This window comes from Desulfoplanes sp. PS50 (assembly GCF_053851535.1).
Genome location: NZ_JBSPZA010000006.1, coordinates 44822 through 57901, shown reverse-complemented (window position 1 = coordinate 57901; position 13080 = coordinate 44822). Strand labels below are relative to the sequence as shown.

General features: G+C 55.7%; 12 protein-coding genes. All 12 read right to left on the bottom strand.

What is annotated here, in order from left to right; genetic code table 11:
• Nucleotides 1-17 precede the first annotated feature (17 nt).
• Entirely contained in the window at nucleotides 18-704 is a 687-nt protein-coding gene (gene radC, locus ACTVJH_RS04175) for a RadC family protein (protein WP_455987772.1), read from the bottom strand.
• Nucleotides 705-749: 45 nt separating this feature from the next.
• Nucleotides 750-1811 (bottom strand): DNA polymerase III subunit delta, encoded by a 1062-nt coding sequence (locus ACTVJH_RS04170; RefSeq protein WP_455987770.1) that lies wholly within the window; start codon nucleotides 1809-1811, stop codon nucleotides 750-752.
• A gap of 102 nt (nucleotides 1812-1913) precedes the next feature.
• Nucleotides 1914-2417 carry an LPS assembly lipoprotein LptE gene (gene lptE, locus ACTVJH_RS04165; protein ID WP_455987768.1) on the bottom strand — a complete coding sequence of 168 codons (504 nt, stop codon included), beginning with the start codon at nucleotides 2415-2417 and terminating at the stop codon, nucleotides 1914-1916.
• Nucleotides 2401-4902: a leucine--tRNA ligase gene (gene leuS, locus ACTVJH_RS04160; protein ID WP_455987766.1), complete on the bottom strand. Its 2502-nt coding sequence runs from the start codon at nucleotides 4900-4902 to the stop codon at nucleotides 2401-2403. Before leuS ends, lptE begins: the two co-directional genes overlap by 17 nt.
• Before the next feature lie 105 nt (nucleotides 4903-5007).
• Nucleotides 5008-5466, bottom strand: a complete 459-nt coding sequence (gene nusB / locus ACTVJH_RS04155) for a transcription antitermination factor NusB (protein ID WP_455987764.1) — start codon at nucleotides 5464-5466, stop codon at nucleotides 5008-5010.
• Nucleotides 5467-5469: 3 nt separating this feature from the next.
• Entirely contained in the window at nucleotides 5470-5940 is a 471-nt protein-coding gene (gene ribH / locus ACTVJH_RS04150; protein ID WP_455987762.1) for a 6,7-dimethyl-8-ribityllumazine synthase, read from the bottom strand.
• Nucleotides 5941-6199: 259 nt separating this feature from the next.
• Nucleotides 6200-7468, bottom strand: a complete 1269-nt coding sequence (locus ACTVJH_RS04145) for a bifunctional 3,4-dihydroxy-2-butanone-4-phosphate synthase/GTP cyclohydrolase II (protein ID WP_455987760.1) — start codon at nucleotides 7466-7468, stop codon at nucleotides 6200-6202.
• A gap of 171 nt (nucleotides 7469-7639) precedes the next feature.
• On the bottom strand, nucleotides 7640-8299 hold the full coding sequence (locus tag ACTVJH_RS04140) for a riboflavin synthase (RefSeq protein ID WP_455987758.1): 660 nt from the start codon (nucleotides 8297-8299) through the stop codon (nucleotides 7640-7642).
• Nucleotides 8300-8310: 11 nt separating this feature from the next.
• Nucleotides 8311-9441: a bifunctional diaminohydroxyphosphoribosylaminopyrimidine deaminase/5-amino-6-(5-phosphoribosylamino)uracil reductase RibD gene (ribD, locus tag ACTVJH_RS04135; RefSeq protein WP_455987756.1), complete on the bottom strand. Its 1131-nt coding sequence runs from the start codon at nucleotides 9439-9441 to the stop codon at nucleotides 8311-8313.
• Nucleotides 9438-9932: a deoxycytidylate deaminase gene (locus ACTVJH_RS04130; protein WP_455987754.1), complete on the bottom strand. Its 495-nt coding sequence runs from the start codon at nucleotides 9930-9932 to the stop codon at nucleotides 9438-9440. The genes ribD and ACTVJH_RS04130 overlap by 4 nt, the downstream gene beginning before the upstream one ends.
• A gap of 205 nt (nucleotides 9933-10137) precedes the next feature.
• Nucleotides 10138-11376, bottom strand: a complete 1239-nt coding sequence (glyA, locus tag ACTVJH_RS04125; RefSeq protein ID WP_455987752.1) for a serine hydroxymethyltransferase — start codon at nucleotides 11374-11376, stop codon at nucleotides 10138-10140.
• 199 nt (nucleotides 11377-11575) lie between these two features.
• Entirely contained in the window at nucleotides 11576-12820 is a 1245-nt protein-coding gene (gene fabF / locus ACTVJH_RS04120; RefSeq protein ID WP_455987750.1) for a beta-ketoacyl-ACP synthase II, read from the bottom strand.
• Nucleotides 12821-13080: the final 260 nt, after the last annotated feature.

Here is a 13080-nt window from a genome sequence, read left to right as displayed (position 1 = left end):
CAATGGGCTGATCATTTTTACATGAGACCGTGTTCCATGAAACTGTAATGCGTGTTATCCGCGACCACCATGTGGTCAAGGACCCTGATGCCCATTTCCCTGCCCAGGGATTTCAGCTTGTTGGTCAGCTGGATATCCTGTGAAGAGGGGGTCGGATCGCCACCGGGGTGATTGTGGACCAGAATGATGGCACTGGATCGATGTTCCAGGGCCAGGGTCATGATCTCTCTGGGGTAGACCGGTGCCTGATCAATGGTCCCCTTGCTCACCTTTTCAAAGGCCTGGAGCCGGTTCTTGTTGTCCAGCAGGATGGTCCAGAATTCTTCATGTTCACACCGTCCCAGCCTGGCAGTAACCATGTCGCAGACCTCACCGGGATGGGAGAAGCTTGCCTTTTTCGCCAGCGGGGTCTGGGAGGTCCTGGCCCGGCATTCCTCCAAAACCCGGAAAAAGAGGATCGTTGCATCCCCTATCCCCTCAATGGCCTTTATTTCCGAATCCCTGGCCTGAAAAATGCCGCCCAGACTGCCAAACCGCTCGAGCAGGGCCTTGGCCTGGGCTTTGGTGTCTTTGCGCGGGATGGCATAGGTGAGCAGGAGTTCCAGAATCTCGTAGTCAGCCAGCTCGGTGGCATTCTTGGCAAACCGTTTTTTAAGGCGCTGGCGATGGTGATGATAATGCGGTTTTTTTGATTGATTTTCCATATAGGTACGAATCCTTTATCGGGCAACCCCGGGTTGCGGAAATAATCACGAAAACACGCGCATGAGTTCCTGGACAATGTATTCCAGAGCCTGATCCGGTGTTCTGCGGCCGGATTTGACCGAGGTTTCTGCATCCAGGACAAGATCAAAGATCCGGGCCAGTTTGGGCAGGCCGAGTCGGGAGGCCATGTTTTTTTTCATGGATTTGATAGACGGAGGAAGCCGAACCGCGTTGTCTTCTCCCGAGGCGAGCTGCCACATGGTTCGTGTTTCCCAGGTCAGCAGGCCAAGAAAGGGAAAAAGCATGTCGGAGCCGGAACTCCCGTGATCGGCAAGGATTTTTTTCCAGACGGTGAACCGTTGTCCCCTGTCCTGGATGGATCGCAGAAAGGTGAACATGTCCATGTCCATGGGATGTTCGAACAGGACGAGGTCCGCCTGGGAGACTGTCTTGCGCGAGCCCAGGTGCAGGGAAAGTTTTTCCAGTTCGTTGTGCAGGGCAAAGGTTTCCAGGGGCAGGCTTTGGCAAAAGGCCTGCAGGACCCCCTGCTCAAAGCTTATCTGATGGGTTCGGGCCCATTGACTGACTTCCCGGGGAAGGTTGTTTCGGGTCAGTCCGGGATCCTGCCAGATCCATTGATTGTTTGCGGCCACCTTCCAGTAGGGCCTGGACTGGATGGTTTTGGGAATGGTCGGTTTGTTCTTGGTCCATGCCCCTTCAAGACAGAAAAAAGGCCAGATGGACCGTTTGAATCCTTTGAGGTGGGGAGTCAGGGCCTTCCAGAAATCCACGGTCAGTCCATGGGCCCGGCGCAGAACCAGGGCCCGAGGTGGACCCATGAGGTTCGGCACGGAAAGGGCTTCCCAGAAAGAAGAAGGAAGGTCCTCATCCCCCCAGAATATCTTTTGTTCCCAATCCGTCTTTGCGTTGTGCTGCAGGACGAAGCGGATATGGGCCCTGAGGCGTTCGGGATCCGGACAGATGCAGAAACTGAATCCGGGACGCTGGTCGCTGGGAGATGCGGGGGATGAAGGATGGATCACGACGACTCCCGGGGCTTGAAGGTTGGGAGAATGGGGGATGGTATGAGGAGATATGAGATACATCAATACATCCGGCCATGGGAATTTTCCCGTGGCCGGATGGTGGTTGCTCGGTTGTGTCGGTAGATGTGAAGCTCCATGCACATTGTTGGCTTCACCTTGTGCTTAAAAGGCCTGTCCCAGACGATCGGCAATTCTTTCCGCAGTCAGACGGACAGCGTCCTCCCGGGCTTTTGGTTCTCCTGAATTCCCTCTGAAGGATTCAGACACGTTGATGGTTCCTGATGTCCAGATCAGGGTGCGATCAGCCGCATTGTACATGTCAACGGCAGTGGTCAGCTGGACGGCCGAGGTCACGGTCTCGTCATCCGATCCCTTGAGGGTACTCGATGAACTGTACCGGATCACCCGGATAGTCACCAGGGTCTCTGCCTCGTTTCTACTGACCCATTTGACCTGGCCTCTTCGGGTGAATTCATCCCTGAGTTCAGCCCGCAGGGAGGGCTCAAGCCACGGTTCCGTGGTGGGATTCTCGAATTTGGTGATGCACAGCAGTTTCTGCCCCTGAGGGAGTTCGATGGGTGCCATGCCACTGAAGGTATATCCACACCCTGCCAGGACGCAGACCAGGACGAACCAGATTGCGAATGTTCTAACCGACGACCACATTGACCAGTTTCTCCGGGATGACGATGACTTTGCGTATGGTTTTGCCTTCGATGTGCTTGCAGACATTGGGATCGGCCAATGCGATTTTCTGGACCGATTCCCTGGACGCATCTGCGGCAACGGAAATCCTGCCCCTGAGCTTGCCATTGACCTGGACCACGATAGTGATCTCTTCTTTGGTCAGGGCTGCGGGATCATGATCCGGCCAGGGCTGTTCGGAGAGGGGTACTTCATATCCCATGGCCTGCCAGAGTTCCTCGCAGACATGCGGGGTGATCGGGGCAAGGATGGTCAACACCGAACTGATGGCCGAAGAAAGGAGCAGGGGACCATTCTCCGAGGTCTTCAGCATCTCCTTGGATTTATAGAGATGATTGACCATCTCCATGGCCGCGGCAATGACGGTGTTGAACTGGAATTTGTTCTGGATGTCCGTGGTCGCCTTGAGCACGGTCTCGTGTTCCTTGCGACGGAGATCCTTCTCCTCGGTGGTCAGGGTGAGTCCTTCAACCGCTCGGGTCGGACCGCAGGGAGAGAGCAGGGGGAGGAGCTCGTCCACCAGACGCCACAGCCGGCTCAAGAACCGATGGGCTCCTTCCACACCGGCATCGGACCATTCCAGATCCTTTTCCGGGGGCGCGGCAAACAGGCAGAACAGCCGTGTGGTGTCGGCGCCGTAGTGTGCGATCAGATTGTTCGGATCGACCACGTTTCCCTTGGATTTGGACATCTTGGCCCCGTCCTTGAGGACCATGCCCTGGGTGAGCAGATTCTCAAAGGGCTCGTCGACCCCTTCCATTTCTCCCAGATCCCGCAGAACCTTGACCCAGAACCGGGCATATAAAAGATGCAGGATGGCGTGTTCAATACCACCGATATACTGGTCCACGGGCATCCAATAGGAGATGGCCTCTTGATCAAAGGCCGATTCGGTCCTCCTGGCGTCCGTGTATCTTGCAAAATACCAGGATGACTCCACAAAGGTATCCATGGTGTCGGTTTCCCGCCGGGCCTTTTTCCCGCATTTTGGGCAGGTGGTCTCCACAAAGGGTGCATAGTCGGGCAGAGGCGATTTTCCGTCTTCCCGGGTGGTGATGTCCTGGGGAAGTTCCACGGGCAGATCGGCCGGATTGACAGGCACGGCACCGCATTCAGGACAATAGACAATGGGGATGGGTGCTCCCCAGAACCGTTGCCGGGAGATGTTCCAATCGCGCAACCGGTAATTGACGGTTTTTTTGCCGATGCCCTTGGCGTCCAGGGTCACGGCGATCTTTTCCTTGGCCTCTTCGTTGAACAGCCCGTCGAATTCCCCGGAACCTGTCAGATAACCGGGATCGGCATAGGCCTCGGTCATGGCGGCAGGATCGAGGGTTTCGTCCTTGGGCTGGATGACCACCGTCATGGGCAGATCGTACTTGCGGGCGAATTCGAAATCACGCTGGTCGTGGGCCGGAACAGCCATGACCGCTCCAGTGCCGTAGCCCATGAGCACGAAATTGGCCACAAAGACGGGCATTTTGATCCCGGTGACCGGGTTGATGCAATAGCTGCCGGTGAAACACCCTTCCTTTTCCAGGTCTTCGGCCGTACGGACGATATTGTCCATCCGATCGACCTTGTCCTTGAAGGCCCGAACCGCCTCGGCCTCGGGCTTGCCCTCAATCAGGCTCTCCACCAGGGGATGCTCTGGGGCAAGGCTCATGAACGTGGCCCCGAACAGGGTATCCTGGCGGGTGGTGAATACGGTGATGGATTGATCCCTGTCCGCGATGGGGAAATCGATCTCCATACCGTGGCTCTTGCCGATCCAATTGCGCTGCATGGTCAGGACCCGCTCGGGCCATCCCTTGCCAAGGGTGGTCAGGCAGTCCAGGAGCTCGTCGGCATACTCGGTGATCCTGAGAAACCACTGGGAGAGTTCCTTGTGCACGACCTCGGAGTCACACCGCCAGCACAAACCGTCTTCCACCTGCTCATTGGCCAGAACCGTATGACAGGAAGGGCACCAATTGACAGGGGCCTTTTTGCGGTACACCAGCCCTTTTTCCAGAAGCTTGAGAAAGAACTGCTGTTCCCATTTGTAATATTTGGGATGACAGGTGGCCAGTTCCCGGGACCAGTCGTAGGAATACCCCAGTCGTTTGAGCTGGGTGCGCATGTAGTCGATGTTCTCAAAGGTCCATTTGGCAGGATGAGTCTTGTGCTTGATGGCCGCATTTTCCGCAGGGAGACCAAAGGCGTCCCACCCCATGGGATGAAGAACATTGCATCCCTGCATGCGCTTGAACCGGGCGACGACATCCCCGATGGAGTAGTTGCGTACATGGCCCATATGGATCCGTCCTGAAGGATAGGGAAACATTTCAAGGACATAATATTTGGGCTTGTCGCTCACATTTTCGACATGGAAGGTCTGGTTGGTTTCCCAGAGCGCCTGCCATTTTTTTTCGATGGTTTCCGGATCGTAGTGAGAAAGAGACATGTTTATTCCTTGCATGGTAACGTGAAAAGCGGATTTCACCGGGAGTACCGGATTATCCGTAGAACCGTCTTGAATCACGGGCGTACACGGATTGATACCGTGAGGTTATTTCTTGTCGTCACAACCGGACTGCCGGGCCAGGTCCTTGGCGATTCCGTCCAGAATGCCGTTGATAAAATTTCTGGAATTATCATCTCCGAAATCCTTGGACAGCTCAATGGCCTCGTTGATGGCCACCCGGACAGGAACATCCGGGACGTGGATCATTTCAAAGACCCCCAGTCTGAGGATGGTCAATTCCACGTGAGCAATGCGCGAGAGTTTCCAGTGCTTGGAAAACCGGGCAATGATCGCGTCGAGTTCCTGGATATGGGCGACCACTCCCTGAACCAGACTGCGGGCAAAAGGCATATCCGCTGCCGGCTCGGTCTGTTCGTCGGTTTCCAGAAAATTGGCAAAGGTTGCTTCCGCACCCTTTATGGACGGGGAAGGTTCAAAATTGATGGAGTAGAGGACCTGGAATGCGAAACGACGCTCTTTGCGTCGGGAAGTCTTGCCGGCCATAGTCTAAATCTGCTCCAGGACACGGATGGATTCAAGGGTGGCTGCGGCCGCTTCCACGCCCTTGTTGCCAGCTTTGCTCCCGGCCCGTTCAATGGCCTGCTCCAAATTGTCCGTGGTCAGGACGCCGAACCCGATGGGTATGTCGGTGTCCAGACAGACATGGGCAATGCCCTTGGCGGCCTCAGAGGCCACGAAATCAAAATGCGGGGTTGCCCCGCGAATGACCGCGCCCAGACAGATGATGCCGTCGTATTTTCCGGTTGCAGCGAGCTTCTTGGCAACCAGGGGCATCTCAAAGGCCCCGGGAATTCTGACAATGGTCAGATCATCACGTGATCCGCCATTTCTGACGATATAATCAACGGCCCCGCCGACCAGACGATCCACAATGAAATCATTGAACCGTGCGGCGACAATGGCGAATCTGAGCCCCTTGGCGTCCAGGTTGCCCTCGATGGTTGTGATATGGTGCATGGTTAACTCCGAAGGTGCTAAATGTTTATTGTCTCCCGGTCTATGCCGCAATGCGTGTTTTCTCTCGCCTCCCCGGGTTCGATACAACGGGCAATTCGTGAATTGCCCCTATCAATCTATCGGAGATGATTGCATTTATGGCAAATTACGTCGGGAATTACTGGTATTTGTTGGATTCTATAAACACACGCACAGGGCATGGTTTTTCCATCAATGTCACTTGAAAGTCATTGAATTCTTGCTGTGCACTGTGCCCTGGCTATTGCGCATTTTTTTTATCCGCTTTTTCAGCCTGCTTCTTTTTTTTGGCCTTTTCCTTGAGATGAAGGAGATGGCCCATTTTTTCCTGCTTGGTCAGAAGATAGAACTCGTTTTCATTGCAGGGGTCAATCTCGATGGACACCCGTTCGACCACTTCCAGGCCATAGCCTTCCAACCCGATGATCTTCTTGGGATTGTTGGTCATGAGTCGCATTTTGGAGATGCCCAGATTGACCAGGATCTGCGCGCCGATGCCGTAATCCCGAAGATCCGGGGCAAATCCGAGTTCTTCATTGGCCTGGACAGTGTCTCTTCCCTGATCCTGCAGATGGTAGGCCTTGATCTTGTTGCCAAGGCCGATGCCCCTGCCTTCCTGGCGCATGTACAGGACGACCCCCTTGCCCTCCGCCTCAACCATGCGCATGGCGGATTGCAGCTGGCCACCGCAGTCACAGCGCAGGGAACCGAAGACATCCCCGGTCAGACATTCACTGTGAACCCGGACCATGACCGGTTCGTCCTCTTCCCATTCTCCCTTGACCAGGGCGATATGGGTGTAGTCATCGATATCGCTTTCAAAGGCGATGGCCCTGAAATCACCGTAGCAGGTGGGCAGATTGGCCTCGCCCACGCGGTAGACCAGGGAGTCGAATTTGGAACGGTAGCGGATCAGGTCCTCGCAGGTGACGATGCGGATGTCATGCTTGGCCGCGAATTCCTCCAGGGCCGGACGTCTGGCCATGTTTCCGTCTTCGCGCATGATCTCGCAGATCACCGCTGCGGGTTTGAGACCGGCGAGACGGGAAATATCCACGCTTCCTTCGGTCTGTCCGGCCCGGACCAGAACCCCGCCGGGTCGGGCGCGCAGGGGGAACATGTGCCCGGGCGTGGCGATGTCTTCAGGCGTGACGTTATCCTGAACCGCTGTGAGTACGGTGGTGGCGCGGTCATAGGCCGAGATGCCCGTGGTCACTCCCTGGGCGGCCTCGATGGAGATGGTGAAGTTCGTACCGAATTTCGAAGTGTTCCGCTGGGTCATCAGGGGAAGCTGAAGCTTGTCGACCATTTCCGGGGCCAGGGCCAGACAGATCAGCCCTCGGGCCTTGGTGGCCATGAAATTGATGGCCTCGGGGGTGACCTTTTCTGCCGCGATGCACAGGTCGCCTTCGTTTTCCCGGTCTTCATCGTCGACCAGAATAATCATCTTACCCTGTTTGATTTCTTCCAGGGCTTCTTCAATGGTACAGGAACATGTTTTTTTGGACATGATAACCTCGGATGTCCGCAGGGACTGGTATGAAGAGTTTATGTCGGAGTGTTGCTTGGTTGGTGATCTAATGCGGCCAAGCCGCAGTTTTAGGTTTTAGGTTTTAAGTTTTAAGTTCAGGCGGTTATAAAATTTTCTTGTTTTTTATGGCAGACTTTCACGAGTAAGGTACTAAAATCCGTTCTGCCTGAGAAAATCCATGCTGATCCGGCTCGGAGGGTTCTGTGCGCTTGCACCTTCGGTCCAGGGCGCAGTCATGCTGTGAACGTATTTGCCGATGATGTCGGTTTCCATGTTCACCCGTGATTCCGGTTTCCATGAACCAATGGTCGTTTCCTTCTGGGTGGCGGGGATGATGTTTACTGTAAGGAACCCGTTTCCGCAATCATTGACGGTCAGGCTGATTCCGTCCAGGGCCACGGACCCCTTGGGGATGACCAGGGAAGAGTGGCTGGGATCAAAGGAAATGGTAAACATGCGGGATTCCCCGGCCGGTTCGATTTTGTTGACCCGGGCCACGCAGTCCACATGCCCGGAAACCATGTGACCGCCCAGCCGGTCGCCCAGGGCCAGGGCCCGTTCCAGATTGACCGGGCTGCCGACCCCCAGAGAGCCCAGATTGGTCCGGGACATGGTTTCGGCCGAGGCATATACTGAAAACCAGTCCGAGGAAAAAATCTCCACGGTCAGGCAGACCCCGTTGACGGCGATGGATTCGCCGGGAACGAAGTCTCTGAGCCGTGTATCCGTAGCAATGCGCAAACGGGTCTCGTTCCCCTTGTTCTCGAGTGACAGAATGGTGCCTATGGTTTGGATGAGTCCGGTGAACATGGTGGTTTCCCTTATAGATTCCCTGGCAAGAGCCTCAGGAAAAGATCCTCCCCGCAGGGGGATGCCTCGCTCAAACGCAGGGACAGGGCATCCTTCATGGATGCGACTTCCCGGCCGGAAAAACAGGCTTTTCCCTGATTGTCGCCCAGAACCTTCATGGCTTGGAACAGGTTGATCTCGTCGGCCAGACCCTGGACCAGCAGGGACATGGCCAAGGAACCTCCCCCCTCGCACAGGGTGTAATGACACCCACGTTCCTTGTACAGCCAGGCGAACCCTTCATGGAGTTTGAGTCCGGAATGGATTGCAGGCAGGGCGACAAGCTGGCAACCAAGGGCCGTGAGCCGGTCACCCCTGGTGGAATCGGCCTCCTCGGCCGTTGTCCAGAATATCGTCTGGGCAGGACGATCGGTGAGCAACGTAAAATGTTCAGGATGCTCGGGCAGGTGTCGGGTGATGATCACAGCCAGGGGCTGGGGACCGTCAAAGACTGAGAGCCTGCATGTCAGGGAAGGATTGTCCTTTCTGAAGGTCTCTCCGCCCACAATGACCGCTGCAACCCGTGATCTGAGTTCATGAACCCGGGTTCGGGAGGTTTCCCCGCTGACCCAGGCGGAATGTCCGGTTCTGGTGGCAATCTTTCCATCCAGGGTCGTGGCCAGCTTGAGCATGGAAAAGGGACGTTTTTCTTTCTGCCAGAGGATGAAATCTTCAATGAGATCCCTGCATTCCTGTTCCAGGACACCCGTCTCCACGGTGACCCCGTGGGCTTTCAGAAAATCGGCACCCCCTCCCTGGACATGAGGGTTGGGGTCCATGGCTCCGATGATTACCCTGGGAATGGACGCCTGGAGGATGGCCTGGGTGCACGGCGGGGTTTTACCCGTGTGGTTGCAGGGTTCCAGGGTAACGAACAGGGTGCATGTGGACAGATCGATGTTCTTGGCCTGGGCGTCGGCCAGGGCCTCGATCTCGGCATGGGGCTTGCCGCATCGGGTATGCCAGCCCGAGGCAACGATGTGACCGTCCCGGACGAGCACCGCGCCCACACAGGGGTTGGGTGCTGTCGTACCCCTGCCCTGCATGGCCAGTTCAATGGCCGTGCGCATGCAATGATTTTTGAATGACTGGTCCATGATCATGGGAGTTGAACCGGAAGTGACATATAGGTGATCCCGGCCTCGTCAAGCATGTCCCGGGCAAGTTGATCCGGATACCCTTCAGCAAAATATATGGCCGTGAACCGGCAGTTGATAAGCATCTTCGTGCAGATGAGACAGGGCTGGGTGGTACAGTAGAGCTCGGCCCCGTCAATGCTCACCCCGTACGTGGCCGCCTGGACAATGATGTTTTGTTCGGCGTGCAGGGCCCGGCAGAGTTCGTGGCGCTCACCCGAGGGGATCTTCAGCTGGTCCCTGAGGCAGCCGACCTCCTTGCAATGCTTGAGGCCGGTCGGCGCGCCGTTGTAGCCGGTGGCCAGGATGCGCTTGTCCCGGACGGCAACGGCCCCGACCCGCCGACGCAGGCAGGTGGACCGCTGGGCCACGAGATAGGCGATCTGCATGAAGTATTGGGGCCAGGGAATCCGGTCATCCCTGACCGGAAGGAGGTCGGAGTGGGTCGATGTGGTCACGGTAGTTTCGGTAGATTAAGAGATAGAGGATATAAGATAACAGATAAAAAATAGTAACTATTCGGGTGCGTATTCCAAAAATTCGGGAAGTTATAATTTAAAAATTTAATAAACTATAGCTGGTTAGCGTATATGTTCCCCATTTCTTTATTGCGCTGCACTTCCGTAACGCAGTTTGTTTGCGACCTGAATAGTTATGTCCCGTTTACCAGGCGAACAAGGGAAAGGCCCGGGCAAAGGTTTCCACTTCTTTGCTGATTGCCAGCAGTCTGGAGTCGTTGTCGATATTTTCCACTGTGGCGGTAATCCAGCCGGCGATCTTTTCCATGTGCTCGGGCTTCATGCCCCGGGTGGTGATGGCTGGGGTGCCCACGCGGATTCCCGAGGTCACAAAGGGGGACCGGGTTTCAAAGGGAACCGTGTTTTTGTTTACCGTCATCCCGGCCTTGTCCAGGGCGATTTCCGTGTCCTTGCCCGTGACATCCTTGTTGGTCAGATCGATAAGCATGAGATGGTTGTCCGTGCCCTGGGAAACCAGATTGAAACCGGCATCTTCGAGGTGTTTTGCCAGGGTCTTTGCGTTGTCGATGACCTGCTGCTGATAGGTTTTGAATTCCGGTTTGAGGGCCTCGCCAAAGGCAACGGCCTTGGCCGCAATGACATGCATGAGTGGTCCGCCCTGGATGCCGGGGAAGATCTGGGAATTGAGGATCTTGCCGAATTCTTCGGAACTCAGGATCATTCCGCCGCGCGGTCCGCGCAGGGTTTTGTGCGTGGTAGTGGTCGTGAAATGGGCGTATTCCACCGGGGATGGATGCAGATCCGCGGCGATGAGTCCGGCAATGTGGGCCATGTCCACCATAAGTTTGGCGCCCACAGAGTCGGCAATCTCACGGAACCGTTTGAAGTCGATGGTTCGGGGGTAGGCACTGGCACCGGCCACGATAATCTGGGGGCGGTGCTCTTTGGCCAGGGATTGGACATGATCGTAATTGATTTTTCCGGTTTCCTTTTCCACCCCATAAAAACAGGTCGTGAACAGCTTGCCCGAAAAATTGACCGGACTGCCGTGGGTCAGATGGCCGCCATGGGAGAGATCCATTCCCATGATGGTGTCGCCGGGCTTGATGGCCCCGAAATAGACCCCCATGTTGGCCTGGGAACCCGAATGGGGCTGGACATTGACGTACTCGGCCCCAAAGAGCTGTTTGGCCCGTTCTCTGGCCAGATCCTCGGCTATATCCACGAATTCACATCCGCCATAATACCGTTTTCCGGGATATCCCTCGGCGTATTTATGGGTCATGATCGAACCCATGGCCTCTCTGACGCTTTCAGATGTGAAATTTTCCGAGGCGATGAGTTCGAGTTTGCTTTCCTGGCGGTTTTTTTCCCTGGCTATGGCTTCAAAGATTTCCGGATCACTATGTTCGAGAGTGCCCATAAGGTTCTCCTTGGGTGGATAGATGGATGGTGGGGAGGTTCGTTCACGGCGACCTTTCTTGTGCAATGGTCGGGTCGTTGAAAAAACTCGCAAACGATACGGTTCTCTTGATCAGGTGTCAAAGTAAAAGGCCCGGAGCAGGCACTGCCTGACAAAGGGCCTTTAGATGCAAGGTGTCAGTTGATCGGTTGGCAACGTGCTATTTTTCGTATCTCTTGAAGAGGATGGATGCGTTGGTGCCGCCGAACCCGAAAGAGTTGCACAGAGCGTGTTGAATGGTCTGTTTGCGGTTCTCACCGACGATAAAATTCAGGTCGCACTCGTCGTCCGGGTTGTCCAGGTTGATGGTTCTGGGAATCAGGGACTCGGCAATGCTCATGGCCGTGAACACGCTTTCGGCTCCGCCGGCAGCCCCCAGCAGGTGACCGATCATGGATTTGTTGGCGGTGATGGAGATGTTTCCGGCATGGTCGCCAAAGACCGATTTCAACGCCCGGGATTCACTCAAATCATTGAGAACGGTCGAGGTGCCGTGAGCGTTGACATGATCCACATCTTCAGGGCGGATCTCACCATCGGCCATGGCCGCCTTCATAGCCATGGCCATGCCTGCGCCGGTCTGATCGGGAGCGGTCATGTGGTAGGCGTCGGAAGATGCCCCGTATCCGCCTACTTCGGCGTAGATGGTGGCCCCTCTGGCCAGGGCATGGTCCAGAGATTCCAGAAGAAGCATGCCGCAGCCTTCGCCAATGATGAATCCGTCACGGTCCCGGTCAAAGGGACGGCTGGCCTTTTCAGGCTCATCATTGCGCGTGGACAGGGCCTTCATGGCATTGAACCCGGAAACCCCCATGGGGGTGATGGTCGATTCGACGCCGCCGGTGATCATGACATCAGCCCGTCCGAGGCGGATGTCCGAATAGGCGTATCCGATGCCGTGCAGGGCTGAAGCGCATGCTGATGTCGTGGTCAGATTGGGCCCTTTGGCCCCGGACATGATGGAAACCTGGCCGGCCGACATGTTGGCGATGAGTTCAGGGATGTAAAAGGGAGAAATTTTGTTCGGGCCGCGTTTGAGAAGCCGGCTGTGGAAATCCTCAACGGTCTTGAGCCCACCCAGGCCGCATCCGAGAATGACTCCGCATCGGGCAGCCTCTTCTTCGCTGATGGTGAAGTTACCGTTTTGGAGAAGCTGATGGGCCGCAACAACCGCGATCTGGGCGAATCGGTCCATCCGTTTGAGCTGTTTGGGAGGGATGACCTCGTCGGGATTGAAATCTTTGAGTTCGCCCGCGATTCTCGTTTGGAATTCAGAACAATCGAACTGCGTAATGGGACCGATTCCGGATATCCCCTGGAGGAGATTCGACCAGCTTGTCGTGAGATCGTTTCCAATGGGTGTGATGGCTGCAAGTCCTGTAACAACAACCCTTTTTCCAATCATGCTGTCCTCATGACACTGTGGTTGATGGTGAATCATTGCGCAAGGTCGCATCTATGGATGAACCCGGCGCTGTTTGGGGCGGGTGCTGTCGGAAAGGGCGGAAGGAAAGGAAAAAGAGGCTTGGAATGCATGTCCCTCTTCACGAGGGGATCCGGTCGTCCGCGAACAACGCATGTATGAGATACGACAACAACGGCAAAGCCCGTTGCCCCTGCATCTGGTTACAAAAAGGGTGTTCGTCTCTTGCATGAAGGTGACGA

Coding starts and splice junctions, on each gene's coding strand:
- ACTVJH_RS04145 (WP_455987760.1), bottom strand. CDS start 7,468: ATGTCCAAAAAAACATGTTCCTGTACCATTGAAGAAGCCCTGGAAGAA.
- ACTVJH_RS04140 (WP_455987758.1), bottom strand. CDS start 8,299: ATGTTCACCGGACTCATCCAAACCATAGGCACCATTCTGTCACTCGAG.
- radC (WP_455987772.1), bottom strand. CDS start 704: ATGGAAAATCAATCAAAAAAACCGCATTATCATCACCATCGCCAGCGC.
- ACTVJH_RS04170 (WP_455987770.1), bottom strand. CDS start 1,811: ATGTATCTCATATCTCCTCATACCATCCCCCATTCTCCCAACCTTCAA.
- ribD (WP_455987756.1), bottom strand. CDS start 9,441: ATGATCATGGACCAGTCATTCAAAAATCATTGCATGCGCACGGCCATT.
- fabF (WP_455987750.1), bottom strand. CDS start 12,820: ATGATTGGAAAAAGGGTTGTTGTTACAGGACTTGCAGCCATCACACCC.
- glyA (WP_455987752.1), bottom strand. CDS start 11,376: ATGGGCACTCTCGAACATAGTGATCCGGAAATCTTTGAAGCCATAGCC.
- ribH (WP_455987762.1), bottom strand. CDS start 5,940: ATGCACCATATCACAACCATCGAGGGCAACCTGGACGCCAAGGGGCTC.
- lptE (WP_455987768.1), bottom strand. CDS start 2,417: ATGTGGTCGTCGGTTAGAACATTCGCAATCTGGTTCGTCCTGGTCTGC.
- nusB (WP_455987764.1), bottom strand. CDS start 5,466: ATGGCCGGCAAGACTTCCCGACGCAAAGAGCGTCGTTTCGCATTCCAG.
- leuS (WP_455987766.1), bottom strand. CDS start 4,902: ATGTCTCTTTCTCACTACGATCCGGAAACCATCGAAAAAAAATGGCAG.